Below are 16,130 nucleotides of genomic sequence, written 5' to 3' on the forward strand. Positions count from 1 at the left end.
TCTCATGCCAAGCGCCGCCACGCTTTTGCGCGATGTGTTCGGATTCGATGCCTTTCGTCCCGGGCAGGAAGAGATCATTCACACCGTCGCCACCGGCTGCAACACGCTGGCTATCATGCCCACTGGAGGCGGCAAATCCCTGTGCTTTCAAATCCCTGCGCTGATGCGCGAGGGTGTGACCGTGGTCATATCCCCCCTCATTGCCTTGATGCGCGATCAAGTCCGAGCGCTCAGGGCGGCGGGGGTCGAGGCCGGCGCGCTTACCTCTGGCAATACCGACGAAGAGACGGCCGAGGTTTGGCAGGCACTGGAGGCGGGTCGTTTGCGTCTGCTCTACATCGCGCCCGAACGACTTGCGGCGGGCTCTGCCCTTGGCATGCTGCGCCGCATCGGTGTAGGCCTCATCGCCGTGGACGAGGCCCATTGTGTGAGCCAATGGGGCCATGATTTTCGCCCCGATTACCTGCGCATCGGAGAACTCAGGCGCGCGCTCAACGTGCCGCTTGCCGCCTTTACCGCCACCGCCGATGCCGAAACCCGCGACGAGATCGTCGACAAGCTCTTTGACGGGCAGCCGCCGCAGACCTTCTTGCAAGGTTTTGACCGGCCCAATATCCACATGGCCTTTGCCGCCAAGGACAATCCGCGCGCGCAGATCATGGAGTTTGCCGCCGCGCGCAAGGGGCAGTCGGGCATCGTCTATTGCGGCACCCGCGCCAAGACCGAAACCCTTGCGCGCGCGCTCTCTGACGCCGGCCATTCCGCCTGCGCCTATCATGGCGGGATGGAGGCCGAGGCGCGGCGTATCGTCGAAGGGCGGTTCAGCAGCGAGGACGGGCTGATCGTGGTGGCCACCGTCGCCTTTGGCATGGGCGTGGACAAACCGGATATCCGCTGGGTCGCGCATGCCGACCTGCCCAAATCCATCGAAGGCTATTATCAGGAAATCGGCCGCGCCGGGCGCGATGGTGCCCCCGCCGAAACGCTCACGCTCTTTGGTCCCGATGACATCCGCCTACGCCGCACTCAGATCGACGAGGGATTGGCCCCGCCTGACCGGCGCATGGCCGACCACGGACGTCTCAACGCCCTTTTGGGTTTAGCTGAGGCGTTGGAATGTCGCCGCGCCACGCTCTTGCGCTATTTCGGAGAGAGTGCCACGCCTTGTGGCAATTGCGATCTCTGCGACACCCCGCCCGAGACATTCGACGGCACAGAGTCGGTGCGCAAGGCGCTCTCGGCAATTCTGCGCACCGGCGAGAGTTTCGGTTCTGGCCATCTGATCGACATCCTGACCGGCACGGCCACCGACAAGGTGCGCCAACGCGGACATGAGGCACTGCCCACCTTCGGCGTCGGGCGTGACATGGACAAACGCGGGTGGCAGGGCGTGTTTCGCCAGATGATGGGGCGTGACCTCATTCGTCCTGACCGCGAGCGGCATGGCGCGCTGGTGATGACTGAGACCGCCCGCCCGATCCTGCGCGGTGAAGAGGGCGTGACCCTGCGTCGGGATACGATCGACCATACCCCCCGCCCCGTCGTGCGTGCGCTGGTGTCTGACGAGGATGCGCCGCTGCTCTCGGCGCTCAAGGCCAAACGCCGCGCGCTGGCAGAGGCGGCGGGCGTCCCAGCCTACATCGTCTTCAACGACCGGACCCTGATCGAAATGGCCGAAAACCGGCCAGAGACACTCGATCAAATGGCCCGGATCAGTGGCGTGGGAGCAAAGAAACTGGAACGCTTTGGAGCGGAGTTTCTTGAGGTGATCACGGGGGCACGAGAGCTTGTTCATCCCACCCGCCGCAAGCTTGCGGGCAGCTCCGCAGGCGAGGTTTACGACCGCCTGATGCAAGCACAGGCCGATCTGAGCCGGGGCGAAACGGGCATTGATCGCCCGCTCAGTTGTTCTGCCGCACTTGTTGCGAAGGTCGCAAGCCAACGACCCCGCACCGCGCAAGAAATGGAGCGCCTCTTGGGCGAGAAGTATGCCGCCCGTTTTGGCGCCGCTTTTCTGGACGTTCTTCACGCCGCGCCCTAAATCACAGACTGCGTCACCCAAAGGAACATTGCATGCTTGTCGTCGTCTCCCCCGCCAAGAAACTGGACATGACCCCGGTCGAGGGGATCATGCCGACGCGCCCCGCCTTTTCCCAGCAGGCCGAGGATTTGGCACAGGTTGCACAGGGGCTGAACGTGGGCGATCTGCAAAAACTGATGCATATCAGCGAGAGCCTCGCGCGCCTCAATGCCGACCGCTTTGCCGAATTTGGCCAGATGGAGGAGAAGCCCGCCGCGCTCGCCTTTGCCGGCGACACCTATCAGGGGCTTGAGGCAGGATCGCTAGACCCGGACGAAATGTCTTGGGCGCAGGATCATTTTCGCATTCTGTCCGGGCTTTACGGGCTATTGCGCCCCCTCGATGCAATCCAGCCCTACCGCCTTGAAATGGGCAGCCGGCTGAAGACCGCGCGCGGCAAAACGCTCTATGACTATTGGGGCACGCAGATCTCAGAGGCACTGAATGCGCAGGCGGAAACGCTCCGAACCGACACGCTGATCAATTGCGCCAGTCAGGAATATTTTGGCGCTGTTGACCGCAAGGCGCTGCGCCTGCGGGTGGTCACGCCGGTGTTCATGGAGGAAAAGGCGGGCACGCCAAAGATCGTCAGCTTTTACGCCAAGCGGGCACGGGGCGCGATGGCACGCTTCATCATCCAGAACCGCCTGACGGATCCCGACGCCATTCTGGATTTTGACAGCGGCGGCTATCGCCATGAGGCCAGCCTGTCGAAACCCGATCAGCCAGTGTTCCTGCGTGATCATCCGACCGCCTGAACCGAGCGGGGCACGCCGTCGGGCGCACGTGCGCCGCTGGGACAGGCCGCGCGGATGTGGCCAAGGATCATCTCCTTGCGCAGCGGCTTGGTCAGGTAATGATCAAGACCCGCCGCCATGATATCCGTGTCATCCCCGGTCATCGCATGGGCGGTCATTGCCACGATGGGAACGTGGCCACCGCTGTGCGCCTCAAGCGCGCGAATGGCGCGCGTGGCCTCTTTGCCGTCCATCTTGGGCATCGAAATATCCATGAAAATCACGTCTGGCGCCAGAGCGCGAAAGAGGTCAACCGCCTCGCAACCATTCTCGGCAAAGCTCAGCTCGATGTCCAACCCCTTGACCATGTTGGAAAATACCAGCCGATTGGTGCGGTTATCCTCAGCCGCCAGCACCCGCATCGCGCGGTCGGGCGCGGTGACAGGGGGCATCACGGCGGCCAGGGCAGCAAAGAGATCCTGCCGCGCCACAGGCTTTTGCAGCACCGCCTGCACATGGACGCGCGCCGGATCCTGTTCGGCATAGCCGGTGTTGGGACTGAGCAGCAGAAAGGGTATGTCCTGCCCACTCTCGCGCAGCGCCTCTGCCAACTCCAACCCATCCATCCCGACCATGTTGTGATCGCTCACCACCAGGTCAAACCCCGCGCCCACCTGCGCCAAGGCCTCTGCCGCGCTCTGGCAAGAGACCGCCGTGATCCCCAACTGGTCCAATTGTCGCTCCAGAATGGCGCGGCTGGCTGTCTGCGGCTCGACGATCAGCGCCCTGCACGGGCCGTTGATCAGGTTGGGCACGTCGACCTCGACAATCTCTGCCAGTGGCAAAGAAACCGAAAACCCAAAGATCGACCCTTTGCCCTGCTCGGACTCGACCCAGATCTTGCCACCCATCATCCGGATCAGCTTTTGCGAGATGGCAAGGCCCAGACCCGTGCCCTCGAACTTGCGGTTGCGTTCGTCGTCGACCTGATTGAACTCACCAAATATGTGGTCAATCTTGTCCGGCGGAATCCCGATCCCGGTATCCTCGACTGTGACATGAATGCTCGCCCGCCCCTCGGCATCAGGATGCAGGCCCGTCACCCGCACCAGAACATGACCCGTTTCGGTGAATTTCACCGCATTGCCCAGAAGGTTGGTCATGATCTGGCGGATACGCCCCGGATCGCCCACGAAGCGCGTCGGCAGGAAGAGATCGTAATCCACTAGAACATCCAGCCCCTTATCACGGGCATTGACCTGCATCAGTGTCACCAGCTCGTGAATACATCGTTCCAGATCAAAGGGTTCTGCGTGCAGAACCAGCTTTTCAGCCTCGATCTTGGAGTAGTCCAGCACATCATTGATGATCACCAGGAGAGCTTCGCCAGAGTTCTTGATGGTCGAGGTAAACAGCCGCTGTTCTTCGGTCAGCTCGGTCTCCATCAACAGTTCTGCCATGCCGACAACCCCGTTCATCGGCGTGCGGATTTCATGACTCATATTGGCGAGAAAGGATGATTTCGCCCGGTTCGCGGCCTCCGCCCGACGGCGGGCATCCTTGAGCTCTTTTTCATAGCGGATCGTGTCGGTAATATTGAGCGCGAGGCTAACGACATCGCCCCCATGGCCGCGTTGATCAATCAGCTTGATATACTGGCCATTCCAGAGGCGGATCACCTCTGGTTCAGGTTGCGTCCCCTGCCAACGGTCCAGCATTTTCTCGCGCCATTCATGCGGCTTGAGCGCCCCGATGTTGACGATCCCCTCTTCGGTGATGAATTGCAGGATCTCGATGTAGCTGACACCGGGCTTGACCGCCTCCAACCCGTCAAAGACCGCGAGGTAGGCATTGTTGGCGGCAATCATCCGGCTATCGGCGTCGAAAAAGGCGAAACCGTCCTGAATGGTCTCGATCGAATGCCAGAGGCGGCGCTCGGCAATCTCGACCTTTTGATAGGCGACGTTCAGATCGGATTTAACACGCTGGTTCTCGTCTCGGACGGTTTGAACCTCTGCCCGTGTTTCGTGAATCTCGTGCGAGAGAGCCAAGGCATGCTTGCCCAGCTTGCGATTGGCGGCCTGTAATTCGGCCTGTTTCTGTTCCAATAGCCGCTCTGCGGCCAGTCTGGCGCGCCGTTCTTCTGCCAGTTTGTTCGCAAGGCTCATGCCCGTTCTCCGACATGCCGGATCGTGATCGTGTCACCATCCGGCATCGTCGTGAACATGCGGTTAAAGCCGCTGAAAATACCCGCTCAGAGACGCTCGATCGCGAGGGCAATCCCCTGACCGCCACCGATGCACATGGTGATGATCGCACGCTTGCCCCCGGTCCGCTCCAGCTCATAGAGCGCCTTGACCGTCAGGATCGCCCCAGTCGCCCCAACCGGATGGCCAAGCGCGATCGCGCCGCCATTGGGATTGACCCGGGCGGGATCAAGACCAAGCCCCTTGTTGACCGCAAGCGCTTGGGCCGCAAAAGCTTCGTTGGATTCGATCACATCAAAATCGGATGCCTCTTGTCCAATCCGCTTGAGCAGCATCTCCACCGCAGGCACCGGGCCAATGCCCATCACCTGAGGGCGCACACCGGCGTGGGCGTACCCAAGGATACGCGCGCGCGGCTTGAGACCGGCCGCCTCAGCGGCATCGGCACGCGCCAGAACAAGGGCGGCAGCGCCATCGTTGATGCCGCTCGCGTTACCGGCGGTGACGGAGCCGTCCTTCTGAAACACCGGCTTGAGACCGGCAAGCGCCTCGGCGGTGGTGGCCTTGGGATGCTCGTCGGTGTCAAAGGCCACCATGTCACGCTTCACGCGCACCTCGACCGGCACGATCTGGGATTTGAAACGGCCCTCGGCGATAGCCGCGGCGGCGCGGCTCTGGCTTTCGAGTGCGAAAGCATCCTGATCGGCCCGGCTGATATCGTGCTCTGCCGCGACATTCTCGGCGGTGACGCCCATATGCCCGGTGCCAAAGGGACAGTTGAGCGCGCCCAGCATCATGTCGAGCGTCTTGATGTCGCCCATCTTGGCCCCCCAGCGTTGATCGGGGATGATGAAAGGCGAGCGGCTCATGTTCTCGGCCCCACCAGCAAGACCGAAATCGGCATCGCCCAGCATCAGGGATTGCACGACCGAAACAATCGCCTGCGCGCCAGAGCCGCAGAGGCGGTTGACGTTCATCGCCGGCGTGGTGTCGGGAATACCCGCCTCCATCGCCGCTACCCGGCTGACATACATATCGCGCGGTTCGGTGTTGATGACATGGCCAAAGACCACATGCCCGATTTGCCCGCCCTCAACGCCCGAGCGCGCCAGAGCCTCGCGCGCCACGATGGCTCCGAGAGCGGTGGGCGGCGTGCCCGCAAGCGCCCCACCGAAAGTACCAATCGCCGTGCGGCATCCGTCCAGAATCACGATGTCAGTCATGGGTATCCTCCCCCCGGGTTGCTTTGGCACGAGCCTAGCGGCAGGGGCACACCCATGGCAACGGGGACGTGTCGTCAGAGGCTAGACATGCCCCAATCAGAGAGGGATTCGGCCCGTCTCCGTCAAGAGCCAGGCATCGCGCCCCTCGAACACCGCAGGCCAGAGCGGACGGCCATAGGCAGCCCCGCCATCAAGGTCGATGCGGTTGCCGAAATGAGTGGGCATTTCGAGGGCGGTGTGCCCATGAACCACAAGCCAGGGGTGCGGGGCCTCGTAATCCAGAAATCCGTCCCTGATCCACATCAGGTCGGCAGGGTCTTGGGCGGGCAGGCTGAGGCCGGGGCGGATACCGGCATGGACAAAGAGCAACTCCCCCGCCTCTTGCCAGAGCGGCAGAGCGGTCAGCCAGTCACGATGCGCCGGGGGCACGGCACGGCGGGCGGCCTCCCACTCTGTCGTGTCTTCGCTCACGTCGAGCCCGTATGAGGCGAGCGTCGCGGCCCCACCCAAGCGGTGATGCAACCACGACAAGCCAGAGCGGATATGCGGGGACTGAATCACGCCGCTATCCAGAAAATCGACGAACATCTGGTCGTGATTGCCGCGCAGCACGGTCCATGGCCGCCCCTGTGCCTGACCCGTCATAAGACGGTCGATCACGGCCCGGCTATTCGGCCCCCGATCCACCAGATCACCCAGAAATATGATCTGCGCGTCTTTCCCACCATCGCGAGCAATCCGGTCAAGCGCATCTTCGAGCAGGGCATCCTGCCCGTGAATATCGGGAATGGCATAAATCGCTTCAGTCATGGTGCCGTTGAACCCCTGTGCGCGGCGGATGTCCAGCGATTCCCACTAGGGTTACAGGATGCAGGCCAAACGCTCGCGCAGCCAACGATGGGCGGGATCATTTTCCGACCGGACATGCCACATCATCGCCACCTCGGTCGCGGGAGATGGATCAGGCAGGGCGTACACAGCCAGACCCTGACGCGCGGCCAGATGCTCGGCCAAGGGCCGTGGCAGTATCGACACCAGCGGAGTGCACCCCAAGAGGGTCGCAAGCGTATGCAGATCAGGCAGAGTGATCACCGCCCGCCCGTGCCCATTGCCGGGGGCAGCGACACAATCCGCACGCGGCAATTCTGCCACCAGGTCTGGAGAGAGCGTGTCACCGGGGGCAATCCCTGCCGCGGCCAAACGCGGATGATCGGCCCGCGCCAGCACCATAGGACCCGCGCGATAGAGCGGCTGTGCCGCCGCCCAATCCGGCAGGTCGCACATCGGGCAAAGCGCCATATCAGCGCGCTTGAGCAAAAGCGCTTCAGTGGGATCAGCGCCGGGCATTGTCGCACAAAAAAGAGTGACGCCTGGCGCCTCGGAAGCCAGATACGCCATCAGCTCGGGCAAGAGATGCGCACCCCAGAATTCCGCCCCCAAGATATGGAAATGCCGTTCGGACCGAGCAGAATCAAAGCTCGTTGGACGTGCCAGCAGCGCTTCGGCTTCGGCGAGAATGGCCCGTACGGGTTGGGCGAGGGATTGCGCATAATCTGTTGGTACCAGATGCCGTCCTTCACGCAGAAAAAGAGGATCATTCAACGCCTGTCGCAACCGCCCAAGGGCCGAAGACACGGCTGGCTGGGAAAGGCCCACCTGTTGCGCTGCAATGGTCGTGGAACGGGTGATAAGCAACGCGTCGAGTACGCGCAAAAGGTTCAAGTCAAACTTTGCAAAATCCATCGGGTTCAAGACAGCCTGTCTGGCAGATTTTCCTGATCTTAAGATGCCCACACCAAGAAATTAGGCAGGCACCGAGTGGTTTTAGAGCGGCGAAAGGCGCTATCAAGAAATTTTTACCCAAAACTTCAGCAAGACAGAAAGCCGCCGCCCTGCGCATGCAGGACGGCGGTCAATCGGTAGAAATAGGGCCCTAAGCCAAGTCTGGGTGGGGCGTCAGCTCACGTCGAATTTCAACTCGCGAATTTGCTGGAACTTTCCCGTGTCATGCAATGCCTTGATCGCCTCAGAGGGCACCGGGGCATCAACATAAAGAAGCGCAATCGCCTCACCGCCCGCATCGGCGCGCCCGAGGGTAAAGTTGGCGATATTGACGCCATGATCGCCCATCGTCTGACCAAGCGTACCAATAATGCCCGGCACATCCTCGTTGGTGGTATAGAGCATGTGACGACCGATTTCGGCGTCGATGTTGATCCCCTTGATCTGAATGAAACGCGGCTTGCCATCCGAGAACACCGTGCCGCCGATCGAGCGCTCGCGCTTGTCCGTGACCACGGTGATCTTGATATAGCCTTCAAACGCGCCGGATTTGTCCTGCTTGGTGGTGCTGATCTTGACACCGCGTTCCTTGGCCACGACGGGGGCCGAGACCATGTTGACCTCGGGGTTGACCGATTTCATGATCCCCGCCACCGCGGCGGAGGTGAGCGCGCCAAGGTTCATCTCGGAAACGACACCATCGTAGAGGATGTTGATGGCCTTGATCGGCTCATCGGTCATCTGGCCGATGAAATTGCCCAAGTGATCCGCCAGCTTGATCCACGGCCCCATCACCTTGGCCTCTTCTGCCGTGACCGACGGCATGTTGAGGGCATTGGTGACAGCCCCGGTCAGAAGGTAATCGGACATCTGTTCCGCCACCTGCAAGGCAACATTTTCCTGCGCCTCTGTCGTGGCAGCCCCAAGATGCGGCGTGCAGACCACATTAGGCAGGCCAAAGAGCGGGTTTTCCACCGCCGGTTCCTCGGTGAACACATCAAAGCCCGCGCCCGCAACATGGCCGGATTTCAGGAGGTCCGCGAGCGCCTGCTCATCCACCAGACCGCCACGCGCGCAGTTGATGATGCGCACGCCCTTCTTGGTTTTCTCCAGGTTTTCGCGGCTGAGGATATTACGGGTCTGATCGGTCAACGGCACATGCAGCGTGATGAAATCGGACCGCTTAAGCAATTCCTCAAGCTCGACCTTTTCCACGCCCATCTTGTCGGCCTTTTCCTGACCAAGGAAGGGATCGTAGGCGATCACCTTCATCTTGAGGCCGCGCGCCCGGTCACAGACGATGCCACCGATATTGCCTGCGCCAATCACCCCAAGGGTCTTGTTGAAAAGCTCAACGCCCATGAACGCGTTCTTTTCCCATTTGCCAGCATGGGTCGAGGCAGAGGCCTCGGGCAGTTGGCGTGCGACGGCGAACATCATCGCAATCGCGTGCTCGGCGGTCGTGATCATGTTGCCAAAGGGCGTGTTCATCACGATCACGCCCTTCTTCGAGGCGGCTTCCTTGTCGATGTTGTCGGTGCCGATACCGGCGCGCGCGATCACCTTGAGTTTATGGGCATTGGCAAGGATTTTCTCCGTGACCTTGGTCGCGGAGCGGATGGCGAGGCCATCATAGTCACCGATCACTTCGGCGAGTTTTTCCTTGTCCTTGCCCAGTTCCGGGCGAAAATCCACCTCGATGCCCCGATCACGAAAGATCTGGACGGCGGTTTCAGAGAGTTTGTCGGATACGAGAACCTTGGGGGCCATCTGTCTGGTCCTTTTATGAAAACTTTGGGGGAGGGGCCCGGAGTCTTTGAAAGACTCCGGACCGATTTCTTTTCAAGAAATCGGGATCAGGCTGATACGGACAGCGCTGCGATCTCGGTCTCGAACGCCCATTTGATCCACGGCATGAGGGCCGCGACATCAGCGGTCTCGATCGTGCCACCACACCAGATGCGCAGACCAGCGGGCGCATCTCGATAGGCGCCGATGTCATAAGCCACACCCGCTGTTTCCAGCCGCTTGGCAACCGCCTTGGCGAACGCGGCGCCATCGGTGATCCGGGCATCCTCAAAGGTCAAACACACCGATGTATTCGAGCGGATCGCCGGATCAGCCGCGAGAAACGCCAGCCAATCATTCTGCGCCACGAATTCCTCGACCGCCGCCAGATTGGCATTGGCGCGCGCTTGCAGACCGGCCATGCCGCCCACCGAAGCCGCCCAATCGAGCGCAACAAGGTAATCCTCGACCGCCAGCATCGAAGGCGTGTTGATGGTCTCGCCGACAAAGATGCCGTCGATCAGCTTGCCACCCTTGGTCAGGCGGAAAATTTTGGGCAGGGGCCATGCGGGGGTATAGCTTTCGAGCCGCTCCACAGCGCGCGGGCTAAGGATCAGCATACCATGCGCCGCCTCGCCCCCCAGCACCTTTTGCCAAGAGAACGTCGTCACATCGAGCTTGTCCCAGGGCAGATCCTGCGCAAAGGCCGCGCTGGTCGCGTCACAGATCGTCAGACCCTTACGATCCGCCTTGATCCAGTCGCCATTCGGCACGCGCACGCCAGAGGTGGTGCCGTTCCAGGTAAAAACCACATCCTTGTCGGTATCGACCGAGGCCAGATCGACGATCTGCCCATATTCGGCGGTCTTAACCACCGCGTCGAGCTTGAGTTGCTTGACCACGTCCGAGACCCAGCCTGCGCCGAAACTCTCCCACGCCAGCATCTCGACCGGCCGCGCCCCCAAGAGGCTCCACATCGCCATTTCCACGGCGCCGGTGTCAGAGGCGGGCACGATGCCGATCTTGTAATCGGCAGGCACGCCCAGAATGGCGCGCGTATTCTCGATTGCGGCCTTCAGCTTGGCCTTGCCCACGGCAGCACGGTGGCTGCGGCCCAGAGGGGCGTCAGACAGCATGTCGAGCGTGAATGTGGGGATCTTGGCACAGGGGCCAGAGGAAAAACGCGGATTTGCCGGCCGCGTCGCCGGTGCTTCAATAGCCATTTAGCTACCCTCTCAGATAAGCGCCCCTCGTTGGGGAGGGGTGTCCCACGGACCGGATTACGGGCAACCGGGGTCTTTCGCAAGCGCAGAAATGACGCTAGAACGCCGCTTGAGTGAGAAATTGCGACACCGCGCGCCTACGATCGGAAACTTGCCCCATGTTCACCACCACCTTGATCGCCGCACCCGGCGCGCTGCAACCCGCTCTGGCCGAGGCGTTGCGCAACGCTTGGGGCGGCGGCGTTTTGCAATGGCTAGCCCCCGACGAGGCGGCAGAGTTCAACTTACCCGATCTGCCTAGCAACCGGTGGGAGGTCTGGGCCGAGTTGCAGAACATGCGCGTCGATCTGGTGGTCCAGCCCGCCGAGGGGCGGCGCAAGAAGATGCTGCTCGCGGATATGGACAGCACCATGATCCAGCAGGAATGCATCGACGAGCTGGCCGAGGTTGCGGGTGTGGGCGCCCATGTCCGCGCCATCACCGCGCGGGCGATGAATGGCGAGCTGGATTTCGAGGGCGCGCTGATCGAACGCGTTGCGCTGCTGCGGGATTTGCCCGAAACGGTGATTGGCGAGGTCCTGACAAACCGGATTACCTATATGCCCGGCGGCGCTGCCTTGGTGGCCACGATGCGGGCCAACGGTGCCTATTGCGCGCTGGTCTCGGGCGGGTTCACCGCCTTTACAGCCTCTGTCGCTGCGCATCTCGGATTTGACGAAAACCGCGCCAATACGCTTTTGGCCGAGAATGGGCGTCTGCTGGGTGATGTTGCCCGGCCCATTCTGGGGCGCGCGGCCAAGGTGCAGGCGCTGGAAGAGATCAGCGCACGGCTGGGGATCACAGAAGCCGACGTTCTCGCGGTCGGGGATGGGGCCAATGATCTGGGCATGCTGGGCCGTGCGGGCGCGGGCGTGGCGCTTCATGCCAAGCCAAGCGTTGCCGCCCAATGCGACATCCGCATCAATCACGGCGACCTGACAGCGCTGCTCTATCTCCAAGGCTATGCCCGGGATCAGTTCGAGACCTGAGCCCCACGCAGAGGATTAGAAATTGGCGGTCACACCCGGCAGGTTCAGTGCCTTGATCAATTCGCGCAATTCCTGACGCGCGGCGATGTTCGAGATATTGAGACCCTTCACGCCAATATCCTTGAGGTCAAGCAAGGTCAGGCCGCGCGGGAACAATTCGCGAAAGATCACCCGCTCGTTGAACCCTGGCGCCACGCGAAAACCGATCCGCTTGGCAAGGTTATCGACGGCATCGCCCATCTTCTTCTTGTTGACCATCTGTTGCGCGCCAAGACGGTTGCGCACCACGACCCAGTCAATCGCGCGCAATCCGGCTTGCGCCCGCAGTTGTCGCGCGCTCCAGACCATTTCGGAATAGACCGAGGGGCCAAGGATCTTCTTGCCGTCGCTGTCGATCCGGGCCAGCAGGTCAAAGTCGATGAAACTGTCATTGAGCGGTGTGACCAGCGTATCGGCGAGGCTATGGGCCACCTGGCTCAGTCGGGTGTGCGAACCGGGACAGTCGATCACGATGAAATCGCTGTCCGCCTCCAGTTCCGCCACCGCCGCCGAGAGGCGCCGATCATAGACATTCTCGCCCGGCTTGAGCTGATCCGCGGCCACTTCGGGCAATTCGTGATACCGTGGGCTGGGCAGGTCGAGGCCAGACGCCGCCATGAACTTGGCGCGGTTTTCGGCGTAGCGCCCAAAGGTACGCTGGCGCAAATCGAGATCAAGCGCGCTGGTCTTGTGGCCCATCCGGGCCAGAGCCGTCGCCACATGCATCGACACGGTCGATTTGCCCGCGCCGCCCTTTTCATTGCCGACGACGATGATATGCGCCATAGTCCATTTCCCCTTGGTCGCGAGGTGCGGATCGTTGCCGCCCCCGGTCTTTTTGCCGGACATTACCCGGCTGCGCTGCAATAGGGAAGTGCGCGCCGGCTGGTCAAGCGCCTTTGGCTCTGGCACCTGCCGCACACCAAGGCTAGGGTCGCGCCATGACGCAAACCGCACTGACCTATTCGCCCGATCAGGCCGAGGCGCACGATCGTATCGCCGCGGCGCTGCGCGGTGTTGGCGTGGATATCGACACCGTTATGTTGACACCGCCACGCGAAGGCAAGCGTGTGGTTCTGGCTGTTACCGGCAAGGCGGGATCTGGCAAGACGCTGCTCTTGGCGGCCCTCTACCGCGCGCTGGAGGAGGCCGGCGTCGAGATCGTTTCGGGCGATTACGAAAGCCGCAAACGCCGGGACAAACGCACCCTGGCCATTCTTGCCCCCACCAACAAGGCGGCGAGCGTATTGCGCATGCGTGGCGTGCCGGCCACCACCATCCACCGCATCCTCTACACCCCAGTCTATCACCCGGAGTACGAGAAGATCGCCGAATGGCTGGCCGGTCAGGGTGAACGCCCCGAGATCGAGGGGTTGACAGATCTGGCGCTCGACCGAGCCTTTGCGTTTTATCAGAGCAACAAATCCATTCCCGGCGCGCTCGCGGCGGCTGGCCTGCGCGGGTCGGATTTCATCACCGGCTGGAAGCGCCGTGAAGAGCCGCTGGATATTGGCTTTGTCGATGAAGCAAGCATGCTTGACGCACAGCAGTTCGAAGACCTGCAAGAGATTTTCCCGACCCTTCTGCTCTTTGGCGATCCGGCACAATTGCCGCCTGTCAAATCTACGGGCGGGATGGTGTTTGAAACCTTGCCCTCTCCTGCGCGGCTGGAGCTAAGCCGTATTCATCGGCAGGACGCGGATAACCCGATCCTTGATCTGGCCCACGCCCTCGCCGATCCTGCGCTGGAATTTCACCATTTCGAGCGGATGATCGAGGACGCAGCGCGAAAGGATGAGCGGGTAAGATGGGCCGAGCGGGTTGAGGTCGATCTGATGGCGCGATCACCGGTTCTGGTTTGGCGCAATGCCACGCGCATCCGCCTGATCAATGCCTTTCGTGCCGTGCATGGCGCGCCCGAAACCGCGCTCTTGCCAGGCGAGCCGCTGATCTGCGACGGAATCGAACTGCCGCTCAAGCATCGCAAGAAGCGGCTTGATCTCGAGGCGCGCGGGCTGATCAAGGGGGCGCAGGTGGTTTACCTGGGGCCGGGGCGCAAACCCGGCTTTTCGCGTCTGCATGTGATCGGGGCCGAAGACCCGCAAATCTCGGCCGCTTCCATCGTCAAGATCGAAAAGCCGGATGAGGAAGAGCCGTTCATCCCCTTTGCCGCAAACATGGGGGCCACCTTTTTGCATGGCGCAGCAGTGACAATCCACAAGGCGCAAGGAAGCCAATGGTCCGATGTACAGGTGTTCGCCCCAGACATCTATGCCGCCGCGCAGATGGGCCGGTCAGAGGCGGGCCAACCCCTCTGGAAAAGGCTGGCCTATGTTGCGATCACCCGCGCCGAAGAGCGCCTGCACTGGATCGTGCGCAACCGACTGTCCAAACCGACGGCACCGCTCACGGTCGATGATTTGCGCGGAGGGCCTGCACCTCTGCAACTCGAACAGGAGGAAGAGACATGAAAACCGTGCTGATCACCGGGGCGAGCGCCGGTATCGGGGCCGCCTGCGCGCGTGCCTTTCTGGAGGCTGGATGGCATGTGGGGCTGATGGCGCGACGCGCCGAGACGCTCGAGGCGGTGGCCAACGGGTATGAAAACGCCGTGATCCTGCCGGGCGATGTCACGGACCCTGGCGATGTGGTGCGGGTGTTCGAGGATTTCATCGCCCGCGCCGGTCGGCTTGACGTGCTCTTCAACAACGCCGGCAGTTTTGGTCGCGCCGCGATGATCGACGAGTTGAGCTATGAGGAATGGCGCCGGGTCGTGGATGTGAACCTGCATGGCATGTTTCTCTGTGCGCGGGCTGCCTTTGCCCAAATGCGCAATCAATCCCCGATGGGGGGGCGGATCATCAACAATGGCTCGATTTCCGCACATGCGCCGCGCCCCGGTTCGGTGGCCTATACCACCACCAAACATGCAATCACCGGCTTGACCAAGACACTCAGCCTTGATGGCCGCCCCTATGACATCGCGTGCAGCCAGATCGACATCGGCAACGCCCGCACCGAATTGCTGGAAGGGATCATCGCCGCAAATCCTGATGCACCCCCTCCCACGATGGACGTCGCGCATGTGGGCGCATCGGTGCTGCACATGGCAGAGTTACCGCTCGAGGCGAATGTGCAGTTCATGACGCTGATGGCGACGAAGATGCCCTATATCGGGCGAGGTTAAAGGATCACATCCGCCGCACGTCGACCTTTTGCCAGAGTGGGCGCGCCCACTCTTCGGTTTCCATAAAGGCAACATCGCTTGCGTCCCGACCCGAGCCGATCACCACCATGTCGGCGGCGTGGCTCATGCCGGTGGCATCGACAAGGTGCCACGCCCCCTCAAGCCACACCTCGGCCACCGCGTGAAAATCCGGCGGGTCCACGTCAGCCCCATAGACCGAGGTGTAGCGCGCCGGAATATTGCCCGCGCGTGCTAGGCTGCAGACGAGGTGGGCGTAGTCACGGCACACGCCCCGGCGGGCGACGAAACTGTCCACCGCTGAGGTTGTGGCACTGGATGAGCCGGGCACATAGCTGATCTCGGACCGGGCCCAGTCCATAATCGCCGCAATACGCGCGCCGCCGTCCAAACCGCGAAACTGCTGCGCCGCATATTCGGTCAAGAGATCGGATTGGCAAAACCTAGAGGGACGCAGGTAGCTGACCACGTCGCCGGGCAGGTCGCGCATCGGCGTCCCTGCGAGCCGCTCTAACGCGACCTCCGCGCGCGTCACCTCGACCAAGGCCCGATACCGCAGCTTCATCCGGTCGCTGGTCACATGCGCCCAGACCCGCCGCCCCGGCATACCCTCGACATCGATCCAACGCAGATCGGCACCCTCAACCTCGAGCTTGCTTTCGATCACGACTTGCCCATCGGTCTGGGCCGCCTCCAGCGTCAGGAGCACGGTGTCATGCCCTGTCAGTTGATAATCCATGGTCACGTCGATGTTCAGGCGCATGGGCTCTCTATCGTGGTCAAAGGGTTTGGGCATGGGCGGCAGGGCACGCGGCCCA

Annotated in this window: 13 protein-coding genes; 5 read left to right on the plus strand and 8 right to left on the minus strand. The window is 61.8% G+C overall.

Annotation, left to right across the window (positions count from 1 at the left end):
• The first annotated feature begins 4 nt into the window (after nt 1-4).
• Both recQ and yaaA read left to right on the plus strand, forming a co-directional pair.
• Nucleotides 5-2,041, plus strand: coding sequence for a DNA helicase RecQ (recQ, locus tag AACZ65_RS08700; RefSeq protein WP_339669940.1), 2,037 nt, complete (start codon nt 5-7; stop codon nt 2,039-2,041).
• Between the two features lie 32 nt (nt 2,042-2,073).
• On the plus strand, nt 2,074-2,838 hold the full coding sequence (yaaA, locus tag AACZ65_RS08705; protein WP_339669942.1) for a peroxide stress protein YaaA: 765 nt from the start codon (nt 2,074-2,076) through the stop codon (nt 2,836-2,838).
• Here the strand turns inward: yaaA and AACZ65_RS08710 are convergent.
• The 6 genes from AACZ65_RS08710 to AACZ65_RS08735 form a co-directional block, all read right to left on the minus strand.
• A complete protein-coding gene (locus AACZ65_RS08710) occupies nt 2,823-4,985 on the minus strand; it encodes a response regulator (RefSeq protein ID WP_339669944.1) in 2,163 nt (720 codons plus the stop codon). The genes yaaA and AACZ65_RS08710 overlap by 16 nt on opposite strands.
• A gap of 86 nt (nt 4,986-5,071) precedes the next feature.
• Nucleotides 5,072-6,247: an acetyl-CoA C-acyltransferase family protein gene (locus AACZ65_RS08715; protein ID WP_339669946.1), complete on the minus strand. Its 1,176-nt coding sequence runs from the start codon at nt 6,245-6,247 to the stop codon at nt 5,072-5,074.
• Between the two features lie 96 nt (nt 6,248-6,343).
• Nucleotides 6,344-7,057: a metallophosphoesterase family protein gene (locus AACZ65_RS08720; RefSeq protein WP_339669948.1), complete on the minus strand. Its 714-nt coding sequence runs from the start codon at nt 7,055-7,057 to the stop codon at nt 6,344-6,346.
• A gap of 51 nt (nt 7,058-7,108) precedes the next feature.
• Nucleotides 7,109-7,990, minus strand: coding sequence for a LysR family transcriptional regulator (locus tag AACZ65_RS08725; protein WP_339669950.1), 882 nt, complete (start codon nt 7,988-7,990; stop codon nt 7,109-7,111).
• Between the two features lie 213 nt (nt 7,991-8,203).
• Nucleotides 8,204-9,799, minus strand: coding sequence for a phosphoglycerate dehydrogenase (gene serA / locus AACZ65_RS08730; RefSeq protein WP_339669953.1), 1,596 nt, complete (start codon nt 9,797-9,799; stop codon nt 8,204-8,206).
• Between the two features lie 86 nt (nt 9,800-9,885).
• Nucleotides 9,886-11,040: a phosphoserine transaminase gene (locus tag AACZ65_RS08735; protein ID WP_339669955.1), complete on the minus strand. Its 1,155-nt coding sequence runs from the start codon at nt 11,038-11,040 to the stop codon at nt 9,886-9,888.
• A gap of 158 nt (nt 11,041-11,198) precedes the next feature.
• On the opposite strand from AACZ65_RS08735, the gene serB reads away from it, so the two are divergent.
• Nucleotides 11,199-12,068, plus strand: coding sequence for a phosphoserine phosphatase SerB (serB, locus tag AACZ65_RS08740; RefSeq protein WP_339669956.1), 870 nt, complete (start codon nt 11,199-11,201; stop codon nt 12,066-12,068).
• A gap of 15 nt (nt 12,069-12,083) precedes the next feature.
• Here the strand turns inward: serB and AACZ65_RS08745 are convergent, their stop codons facing one another.
• Nucleotides 12,084-12,893, minus strand: coding sequence for a division plane positioning ATPase MipZ (locus AACZ65_RS08745; protein WP_297539141.1), 810 nt, complete (start codon nt 12,891-12,893; stop codon nt 12,084-12,086).
• Nucleotides 12,894-13,048: 155 nt separating this feature from the next.
• Between AACZ65_RS08745 and AACZ65_RS08750 the strand changes: the two genes are divergently transcribed.
• Together AACZ65_RS08750 and AACZ65_RS08755 are read left to right on the plus strand one after the other, a co-directional pair.
• Nucleotides 13,049-14,578 (plus strand): AAA family ATPase, encoded by a 1,530-nt coding sequence (locus AACZ65_RS08750; protein ID WP_339669958.1) that lies wholly within the window; start codon nt 13,049-13,051, stop codon nt 14,576-14,578.
• Nucleotides 14,575-15,294, plus strand: coding sequence for an SDR family oxidoreductase (locus AACZ65_RS08755; protein WP_339669960.1), 720 nt, complete (start codon nt 14,575-14,577; stop codon nt 15,292-15,294). Before AACZ65_RS08750 ends, AACZ65_RS08755 begins: the two co-directional genes overlap by 4 nt.
• Before the next feature lie 4 nt (nt 15,295-15,298).
• Here AACZ65_RS08755 and AACZ65_RS08760 read toward each other — a convergent pair whose 3' ends face one another.
• Nucleotides 15,299-16,075: a transglutaminase family protein gene (locus tag AACZ65_RS08760; RefSeq protein ID WP_339669961.1), complete on the minus strand. Its 777-nt coding sequence runs from the start codon at nt 16,073-16,075 to the stop codon at nt 15,299-15,301.
• Nucleotides 16,076-16,130: the final 55 nt, after the last annotated feature.

Origin of the sequence: uncultured Roseovarius sp. (assembly GCF_963972555.1) — a bacterium.
Taxonomy (GTDB): domain Bacteria; phylum Pseudomonadota; class Alphaproteobacteria; order Rhodobacterales; family Rhodobacteraceae; genus Roseovarius; species Roseovarius mucosus.

Bases quoted from the DNA above. Each gene is read 5' to 3' on its own strand.
- serB (WP_339669956.1), top strand. From the start codon at position 11,199: ATGTTCACCACCACCTTGATCGCCGCACCCGGCGCGCTGCAACCCGCT.
- AACZ65_RS08715 (WP_339669946.1), bottom strand. From the start codon at position 6,247: ATGACTGACATCGTGATTCTGGACGGATGCCGCACGGCGATTGGTACT.
- AACZ65_RS08750 (WP_339669958.1), top strand. From the start codon at position 13,049: ATGACGCAAACCGCACTGACCTATTCGCCCGATCAGGCCGAGGCGCAC.
- yaaA (WP_339669942.1), top strand. From the start codon at position 2,074: ATGCTTGTCGTCGTCTCCCCCGCCAAGAAACTGGACATGACCCCGGTC.
- AACZ65_RS08755 (WP_339669960.1), top strand. From the start codon at position 14,575: ATGAAAACCGTGCTGATCACCGGGGCGAGCGCCGGTATCGGGGCCGCC.
- serA (WP_339669953.1), bottom strand. From the start codon at position 9,799: ATGGCCCCCAAGGTTCTCGTATCCGACAAACTCTCTGAAACCGCCGTC.
- AACZ65_RS08710 (WP_339669944.1), bottom strand. From the start codon at position 4,985: ATGAGCCTTGCGAACAAACTGGCAGAAGAACGGCGCGCCAGACTGGCC.
- AACZ65_RS08760 (WP_339669961.1), bottom strand. From the start codon at position 16,075: ATGCGCCTGAACATCGACGTGACCATGGATTATCAACTGACAGGGCAT.
- recQ (WP_339669940.1), top strand. From the start codon at position 5: ATGCCAAGCGCCGCCACGCTTTTGCGCGATGTGTTCGGATTCGATGCC.
- AACZ65_RS08720 (WP_339669948.1), bottom strand. From the start codon at position 7,057: ATGACTGAAGCGATTTATGCCATTCCCGATATTCACGGGCAGGATGCC.
- AACZ65_RS08745 (WP_297539141.1), bottom strand. From the start codon at position 12,893: ATGGCGCATATCATCGTCGTCGGCAATGAAAAGGGCGGCGCGGGCAAA.
- AACZ65_RS08725 (WP_339669950.1), bottom strand. From the start codon at position 7,990: ATGGATTTTGCAAAGTTTGACTTGAACCTTTTGCGCGTACTCGACGCG.
- AACZ65_RS08735 (WP_339669955.1), bottom strand. From the start codon at position 11,040: ATGGCTATTGAAGCACCGGCGACGCGGCCGGCAAATCCGCGTTTTTCC.